Annotated in this window: 7 protein-coding genes; all 7 read left to right on the top strand. The window is 59.8% G+C overall.

From position 1 onward, the window contains the following. Nucleotides 1–236: 236 nt before the first annotated feature. Entirely contained in the window at nt 237–647 is a 411-nt protein-coding gene (locus tag HMPREF0372_RS16700) for a hypothetical protein (RefSeq protein ID WP_007495068.1), read from the top strand. A 33-nt stretch (nt 648–680) separates the two neighbouring features. Continuing rightward, nucleotides 681–1,070: a 30S ribosome-binding factor RbfA gene (gene rbfA, locus HMPREF0372_RS16695; protein WP_007495066.1), complete on the top strand. Its 390-nt coding sequence runs from the start codon at nt 681–683 to the stop codon at nt 1,068–1,070. 5 nt (nt 1,071–1,075) lie between these two features. After that, entirely contained in the window at nt 1,076–2,026 is a 951-nt protein-coding gene (locus HMPREF0372_RS16690) for a DHH family phosphoesterase (RefSeq protein ID WP_007495064.1), read from the top strand. Between the two features lie 364 nt (nt 2,027–2,390). After that, nucleotides 2,391–3,257, top strand: coding sequence for a tRNA pseudouridine(55) synthase TruB (gene truB, locus HMPREF0372_RS16685; protein ID WP_007495062.1), 867 nt, complete (start codon nt 2,391–2,393; stop codon nt 3,255–3,257). Nucleotides 3,258–3,261: 4 nt separating this feature from the next. Continuing rightward, nucleotides 3,262–4,170, top strand: a complete 909-nt coding sequence (gene ribF / locus HMPREF0372_RS16680) for a riboflavin biosynthesis protein RibF (protein WP_007495060.1) — start codon at nt 3,262–3,264, stop codon at nt 4,168–4,170. A 38-nt stretch (nt 4,171–4,208) separates the two neighbouring features. Next, nucleotides 4,209–5,528 carry a DUF1576 domain-containing protein gene (locus HMPREF0372_RS16675; RefSeq protein WP_007495058.1) on the top strand — a complete coding sequence of 440 codons (1,320 nt, stop codon included), beginning with the start codon at nt 4,209–4,211 and terminating at the stop codon, nt 5,526–5,528. Between the two features lie 271 nt (nt 5,529–5,799). Then, nucleotides 5,800–8,208: leucine-rich repeat domain-containing protein (locus HMPREF0372_RS19890; protein ID WP_155117050.1), on the top strand; the 2,409-nt coding region annotated here is incomplete at its 3' end.

The following is an 8,208-nucleotide window of genomic DNA, read 5'->3' as shown; positions in this document are numbered from 1 at the left end:
TCGCCCGTGGGCGGCCATAAAGGCCGCCCCTACGATATGGGGTGGTCAGCAGGGGCGTGCGGTATGCTGCCGGGCTATCGTGCCGCATGTCTGGCCTCACCCGAGAAATTCGTAGGGGCCGATGCCCATATCGGCCCGCCGCGCCCCAAGCCGGTAAAAAACCAAATCAGACCCGTTCCGTCCCCAAGTCATTTGAGGAGGGGGCGGGTCTGTGCGTCTTTATCGGGAGGATTTTTATGAGCGCCGTCACCCTGCTGTGTGCCGACCGCCCCCTGCCCCTGTACGAGTCCGGTGTCCGCCGGGTCGAGACCAGCTCCCATGGCGGGTACACGGTCCGTATTGAGGCGAGCGGATTTTCTGTGGGGGAGCACACATACTACCGGGAAGCGGTGGAGGATCTGTGCCTGACCATGAAGCCCTGCCGGTACGAGCTGGATCTGCGGGCCACCCAGGAGGACGCGGCGGAGCTGAGGGCCTATCTAGCAAAGCATCTGCGCCCCGGAGAGACCGTGGAACTGTGGAACCTGTGGGTGGGGGACGGCCCCGCGCGGCCGAGGCGCTTTTCCGGCGCCCTGGGGGATGTGGAGCTGGACACCCTGAAGCAACTGGAGGAGAACTTCCAGACCTGCCTGACCATTCGTATTTGACCGGGGGCGCAGCCCTCTGGAAAGGAGTATATTATGCCGAGCAATCGCATCGGACGCATCAACGAGGAGATCCAGCGGGAGCTGGCCGCCCTTATCCGCACCGTGAAAGACCCTCGGGTGCACGGCCTGGTGTCCGTCACGGCGGTGGACACTACCCCGGACCTCCGCTACGCGAAGATTTACGTCAGCGTGCTGGACAAGAGCGACGTGAAGGAGGTCGTCAAGGGCCTGAAGTCCGCCGGGGGCTACCTGCGGCGGGAGCTGGGCCGGGCCCTTTCGCTGCGGTACACCCCGGAGCTTCAGTTTGTGGAGGACGACTCCATTGACACCGGAGCCCACATCCTGAGCATGCTCCGCAACCCGGAGGTGGTCAAGCCCGCCAACCCGGCCAACGCCCACATCGAGCTGGACGGCGAGGAGTGAGCGCCATGACGGTGAAGGAGAGCGCCGCCTTTCTGCGGCAGCATGACAACTATCTGATTCTGACTCACAAGCGCCCCGACGGGGACACCATTGGCTGCGCCGCCGCCCTGTGCGAGGGGCTGCGGGCCCTGGGCAGGACGGCGTGGATCTGTCCCCACGCGGAGGAGACCCACCTGTTCACCCCCTATCTGGAGGGCCGCCTGGCCCCGGAGGGCTATGTTCCGGATACGGTGGTGAGCGTGGACATCGCCGCCCGCAGCCTGTTCACCCGGGCTGGAGAACCCTGGCTGGCGCGGGGGGTTGATCTGGCCATCGACCACCACCCTTCCCAGGCGTTTTTTGCGGCGCAGACCTGCCTGGACGCCGGTCGGGCCGCCTGCGGCGAGCTGATCTACGACATCCTCCGGGAACTCGGCCCCATCACCCCCGCCATGGCGGTGCCCCTCTATGTAGCCGTGTCCACCGATACCGGCTGCTTTCAGTACAGCAACACCACGGCGGACACCCACCGGGTGGCCGCCGCCCTGATGGAAACCGGCATGGACGTGTTCTCTCTCAATAAGCGCCACTTCCGCACCAAGAGCTGGGCGCGGCTTCAGGTGGAGCGGCTGCTCACCGAGCGGATGCACCGCTATAAGGACGGGAAAATCGCTGTGGCCCCCGTGTCCCTGTCCCTCATGGACGAGGCGGGCGCAACTGAGGAGGATATGGAGGATATCGCCGCCTTCCTGGGACAGATTGAGGGGGTGGAGACCTCCGTCACCATCCGGGAGCTGGCGGAGGGGGGCTGCAAGCTGTCCGTCCGCACCAGCGGCGGGCTCAACGCCACAAAGGTGTGCGCCCGGCTGGGGGGTGGCGGCCACGCGGCCGCCGCGGGCTGCACCGTCTCCGGCACCCTGGCCGAGGCGGAGGCGGCCATCCTGGACGCCATCCGGCAGGTGGAGGCAGGGGCATAGAGGACGCGGCCTGCCTGTAGGGGCCGACCTGCGTGTCGGCCTGCTGCCCGCCCTACGAACCAGAAAAGACGCCGAAATTTGGCGCACAGGAGGCCACTTTTATGGCAAATGGAATCATCGTGATTGATAAGACCCAGGAGTGGACCAGCATGGACGTGTGCATCCCACAGATGCAGGCATCTGCGGGAACCCTGTTTTAAATCATCCTCGGCGGAAGCACCCGCAAGGGGTACGCCGCATCCGTACAGCAGCGGAGCTGCTGACGGCTGCGCAGTAAATTCCGCCTGCGGCGAGGTTTTCGCGATTGCGAAAACGCTCGGACGGCACAAAAGTGCCGAAATTTGGCGCACGGGAGGCCACTTTTATGGCAAATGGAATCATCGTAATTGATAAGCCCCAAGAGTGGACCAGTATGGACGTGTGCGCCAAAATCAGGGGCGTCCTCCATGAGAGGCGGGTGGGACACGCCGGGACGCTGGACCCCATGGCCACCGGCGTGCTGCCTGTCTTTGTGGGGCGGGCGACGCGGGCGGTGGAGTTTGCATCCGAATCCGAAAAGGAATACATCGCTGGGTTAAAACTCGGCGTAGTCACCAATACCCAGGATACCACCGGCCAGGTGGTGGAGGAGCGCCCCGTGGAGGCGGACCGGGCGGCCCTGGAGGGGGCGCTGGCCGCCTTCCGGGGGGAGATCACCCAGATTCCGCCCATGTACTCCGCCCTCAAGCGGGACGGTAAGAAGCTCTATGAGCTGGCCCGGGCGGGGAAGGAGGTGGAGCGGGCCCCCCGGCCCGTCACCATCCACGCCCTGGAGGTGGTGGAGCAGACCGGGCCGAACTGCTATACCCTGCGGGTGCGCTGCTCCAAGGGGACCTATGTGCGTACCCTCTGCCACGACATCGGGGCCGCCCTGGGCTGCGGCGGGTGCATGTCCGCCCTGCGCCGCACCGAGGCCGCCGGGTTTTCCCTGGCGGAAGCGGTGCCGCTGGAGGCGTTGCTGGACGCACCTGACCCGGCGGCCCTGCTCCGGCCGGTGGACGCCTATTTCTTCCGTTATCCGGCGGTGACGGTGGAAGGGACGGCCCTGCGCAAGGCGAAGAACGGCAACCCGTTTCCCTGCTCCGCGGCCGACGGCGACTGGCGGGTGTACGGCCCCGGCGGGGAATTCCTGTTGCTGGGCCGGTGCGCCGGGGGGATGATGAGCACTATCAAGAGCTTTTTCGAGGTGTAGCGGTATGCAGACAGAGAAACGTGTGATCGCCTTGGGCTTTTTTGACGGCGTCCATCTGGGCCATGGGGCCCTGCTGCGCCGGGTGGGGGAGAAGGCCGCAGAGCTGGGGGCCGTTCCTGCGGCGGTCACCTTTGACACCCACCCGGAGAACCTGATTTTAAAAACCCCTGCGGTCCCCCTGCTCAGCTCTCCCCTGGACCGGGCGGAGCTAATGCGGCGGTTCTACGGTATCCGAGAGGTCATTGTGGCCCACTTTGACGAGCGGATGATGCACATGCCCTGGCGGGAATTCGTCACCGATTATCTGGCGGGGGAGCATGGGGCGGTGCACCTGGTGGCAGGCCATGATTTCCACTTCGGCTACAAGGGGGAGGGCAACCCGGAGCGGCTCCAGGCCCTCTGCGGAGAGCTGGGCATCGGCTGCGACATTATCCCCAAGGTGGTACAGGACCATATCACCATCTCCTCCACCTATATCCGTACCCTGGTGGCCCAGGGGGAGATGGAGCGGGCCAACCAGTTCCTGGGCCACCCCCACACCCTGACCGACACGGTGGCCCACGGCAAGAAGCTGGGGGGGACTTTGGGGTTCCCCACGGTGAACCTGCGTTTTCAGCCGGGGGTGCTGGTGCCCGCTCACGGGGTGTACGCAACGCGGGTGACCTTTGAAAACGGCGAGAGCCGCCCGGCGGTGACCAATATCGGAGTGCGGCCCACGGTAGACGACGGAGACCGGGTGACTGTAGAGGGGTTCATCCTAGATTTTCAGGGAGATCTCTACGGCCAGACGGTCCGAATGGAGTTCTACAAGCGTCTGCGGGGGGAGCGGAAGTTCCCCAGCCTGGAGGCATTAAAGGACGAGGTCATGCGCAACGCGGAGCAGACCCGGACCTATTTTTCCACGCAGCCCTGAGCCCCTGAGACTGAGGATGAGGAAAGAGAGGGAGCCCCATGCGTTATAAAAAGCTCTACCCCGCCGTCATCTGCTTTTGCGTCTTCCTGGCTGCCATCGGACTGGTGCTGGGCGATCCGTCCACTGTGCTGCCAGGACTGTGGAAGATCATCGTTACGGAGGACGCGCTGATCACCGACTACGTGAAAATTGCGGGTGTAAGCGCGGCCCTGGTCAACTCCGCCCTGGTGACGCTGGTGAGCCTGCTGCTGCTCTACCTGAGCAAGGAGCCGCCCAACGGCTTCACACTGGTGGAGCTGGGCCTGATGGCTGGCTTTTCCCTGTTCGGCAAGAACATTGTCAACATCTGGCCCATCATCGCCGGGACCTTCCTGTACGCCAAGGCGCGGCGGGAACCGTTCGGCAAGTATGTCTCCGTGTCCCTGCTGGCCACAGCCCTGGCCCCGGTGGTGAGTTATGTGGCGCTGGACAACGGCTTCGGCAACCTGTGGTGGGGTATCGCCGTGGGACTGCTCATCGGCTTTGTGCTGCCGCCCCTCTCCGCCTATACATACAAAATCCAGAACGGCATGAACCTCTACAACATGGGCTTTGCCTGCGGCCTGCTGGCCATGATCCTGGTACCCGTTATGAGCTCCATGGGAGCCAATCCCACCGTGGCCCACCACTGGGCGGAGGGCTATAACCTGCACTTTGCTATCTTCCTTGGGGTGCTCTGCCTGGGGCTGACTGTGGCAGGCTTTTTTTTCAGCGGCCGCCCGGCGTGGGCCGCCTGGGCGGGGTACCGCCGCCTGCTGCGCACTACCGGCCGGGCTCCCAGCGATTACCTTCGCATGTTTGGGCCCGCCCCGGTGCTCATCAACATGGGGGTCAACGGACTCATCGGCATGGCCTTCATCCTCGCCACCGGCGGCGATCTCAACGGCCCAACCCTGGGCGGCATTCTCACCATCATGGGCTTCTCCGCCTTCGGTAAGCACGCCCGCAACATCACCCCCATCATGCTGGGCGTGGTCATCGGCGGCGTTTTTATGCACTTCGATATCAACCAGAGTTCCGTGCAGCTCGCCCTCCTGTTCGGAACCACTCTGGCCCCTATCTCGGGCTATTTCGGCTGGCCCTTCGGCATCGTGGCGGGGTTCCTCCACTCCTCCGTGGTGCTCCACGCCGGAACCCCGGTGGAGGGCATTAACCTGTATAACAACGGCTTCTCCGGCGGCCTGCTGGCCATCGTTCTCTATCCCATCATCAGCGAGGCCATCCGCCACCACCGGCCGGGGCTCCAGGACCGCGACTACTTCGATGACACCATCGAGCACGACGAGCCCCTGGTCCCGCCTCCTGCCCGGCGAAAATGAAAATGAGGTCAAAAGAGGTGCAGCGCTCCCGAAGGAGCGCTGCACCTCTTTTTTGCGCAGAGAAGGCAGGGATCTATCCAAAACGCTGCCGAAGAACGGACATCAATTTGAAAAAGTGTACCTTTTCAAACACCCTGCCTTTGTTCTATAAATTGAAGTATAGCATAGAAAAGGAGCAATATCAATCACTTTATGGAAAGGTAATCCTTACAATCTGCTGCTTTGAAAAGGTACACAATTCCAAATCAGAAGATGGGAGGCAGATTTATTTATGAGAAGCAGGTTACTAAAGATATTGATATGCTTAATTATGATTATTTCTTATATTCCGATAACTGCAATTTCTGTTGAGTCAGGAGAATCAGTGGTAGATGGAAGCACGGCAGGGGCGCCAATCGCAGTGCCGGAAGAAGGGCTTGCTATTTCGGGCGGAACCTTATATGGAATCGATAAAACATGGTTTGCAAACGTTAATCCTGATAAGGGAAAGATCTATTTGGCTATCTCTATCCCCTCAGGCGTGACGGAAATTAATAACGATGGGCTCAAGGATTCTTATACAAGCGATAAAAAATTACATAATGCAGTCACATATATGGATGGGTTGGGGAGTTTCAGTGTTGCAGCTCTTAGTTTTGATGATGCAACTGGACTTGAAACAATTGGTGAGCAGGCTTTGCAGGGGAACAGCCAACTGACAGGGATACTTGATTTATCAGCGACAAATGTCTCAGTAATTAAAAAAAGCGCCTTTTCCGGCTGCTCCAATCTGACAGGAGTTGTTCTACCAAAAACGTTGAAAGAATTAGGAAGCAGATCATCCTCTGCCGGTTCTGTATTTAACGGGTGCGAAGGACTTCGGTATATCCGCGTGGCCGGTAGTAGTAACCAGAATGCGGTTTTTGAACTGCCGGAGGGCCTTACCTATATTGGAAGGCAGACATTTAAGAACTGTTTTGCTTCCGATGTGGATGCAAAGGTAATTATTCCTGCTAGTGTAGAGACAATCGGAAGTGAGGCGTTTTACAGCAAACGGATTTCCCAGATCATCATTCAAAAGGAAGGAGACGGATGGGATCCACGATTAACCGGATATGATACATCTGCATTTAAAACCGGAAACGATGACCTGTTGGTGGTGTTTTTAAATAGGAAAAGCTATGTGGACTATACAGTGGGCCGGAGCTTTACAGGGGCGGTAAAACGTGCATTGTCCTATCCGGTGACGCTCACCTTTCAGAATGCCAAAGAGGGTGTCATCAAGCAGGATAAACTAAACTATCAGTCCATTCAGTATGAGTATGATGAGGCAGCAGGATTTTGGGCCGTCAACCAGGACTATCTGCTTCCGCAGCCCGCAGGAGAACAGGTGTCCAAGCCTGGCTATAATACATTTTGGACAGTGGACGACAAAAAATTGACAGACAGCGGAAAAATAAATATTACTTCAGATAATCCAATGGTAGAAATAGACTATGTCATACAGAACCCGACAATTCAACCTGTTGCGGACGGTACTGTTCAAGCGGATTTCCACACATTAAGCATAGATTTGGATGCGGCGGGCCCGCATACCGTAGGGGTACAGGTTTCACACCCACTGCTGAAAGAGCAGCAGGGCACAGAGGATACCTATGTGTATTTCCAATACTGCTGGTGGGATGAATCCGGAGAGGAAAGCGGTGTCAACGGCCCCAGAAGCAGGGCGGAACCTGAATTGTTTTCCAGCTCCGCTGAAAACGGAATTCTAAATCGTGTCAAGACGGGAAATGCGGTCATTCCTATCGACGGCCAGGAGCATGCCAGGACCGATGGACACTACTACATGGTCGAAATCTATGGTTACCTGGTGGAAAACGGAGGTACCCCGGAGCTTTTCTACAAGTCCCATCACAATTTTATTGATTTCGGTTCGGACTCCGACACGGAGGCAACCGTGAGCAGGAGCTATACACTCCAAGTGGAGGTAACTCAGGTAGAGCGCCATGCAGTTCTCTTCCAGACTGGTGAGCATGGTACGCTGGAGGGGACTTCCAACTTTGCAGTAAAAGACGGGTCCACGATGCGTAAGAGCGGTTATCCTGTACCGAGCGTTGCTGCGGACAGCGGATACAGCTTTACCGGCTGGCTGGGAACGGATGGTATAACCCGCACCAGCAATGAAGTGCTGGATCTGACGGTCACCGGGGACATGACCTTTACGGCGCAGTATGCAAAGGATTCCGGCTCCGGCGGCAGCACCGGCACGGCCCGGTACACCATTGAGGCCAGCGCGGGCCATGGCGGCGGGATCAGCCCGGACGGCAGGGTGCGGGTGAGCCGCGGCAGCGACAAGACCTTCCGCATCACCCCCGATGCCGGGTATGAGATTGCCGACGTGCTGGTGGACGGCGAAAGTGTGGGCGCGGTCAGCTGTTACACCTTTGAAACCGTGCGTAAGAACCACACCATTGAGGCGGAGTTCCGCGCCGTGGAGAAGGCCCCGGATACGGGCGTGGACCGCTGGCTCAACACCACCGACCATATGGCCTACCTCAATGGCTACGGAACCGGCCTCTTCGGCCCCGACGACCACATGACCCGCGCCCAGGCCGCGCAGATGTTCTACAACCTCCTGCTGGACCAGGAGGTGTCCGCCGCGGTCCGCTTCACCGACGTGCCCGCCGACGCCTGGTACGCC

This window comes from Flavonifractor plautii ATCC 29863 (genome assembly GCF_000239295.1).
Classification (GTDB): Bacteria; Bacillota; Clostridia; order Oscillospirales; family Oscillospiraceae; genus Flavonifractor; species Flavonifractor plautii.
This window is presented reverse-complemented; position numbering and strand designations above follow the sequence as displayed.

Excerpts from the sequence above, each read along its gene's own strand:
- rbfA (WP_007495066.1), top strand. The coding sequence starts at position 681 with ATGCCGAGCAATCGCATCGGACGCATCAACGAGGAGATCCAGCGGGAG.
- truB (WP_007495062.1), top strand. The coding sequence starts at position 2,391 with ATGGCAAATGGAATCATCGTAATTGATAAGCCCCAAGAGTGGACCAGT.
- HMPREF0372_RS16700 (WP_007495068.1), top strand. The coding sequence starts at position 237 with ATGAGCGCCGTCACCCTGCTGTGTGCCGACCGCCCCCTGCCCCTGTAC.
- ribF (WP_007495060.1), top strand. The coding sequence starts at position 3,262 with ATGCAGACAGAGAAACGTGTGATCGCCTTGGGCTTTTTTGACGGCGTC.
- HMPREF0372_RS16690 (WP_007495064.1), top strand. The coding sequence starts at position 1,076 with ATGACGGTGAAGGAGAGCGCCGCCTTTCTGCGGCAGCATGACAACTAT.
- HMPREF0372_RS16675 (WP_007495058.1), top strand. The coding sequence starts at position 4,209 with ATGCGTTATAAAAAGCTCTACCCCGCCGTCATCTGCTTTTGCGTCTTC.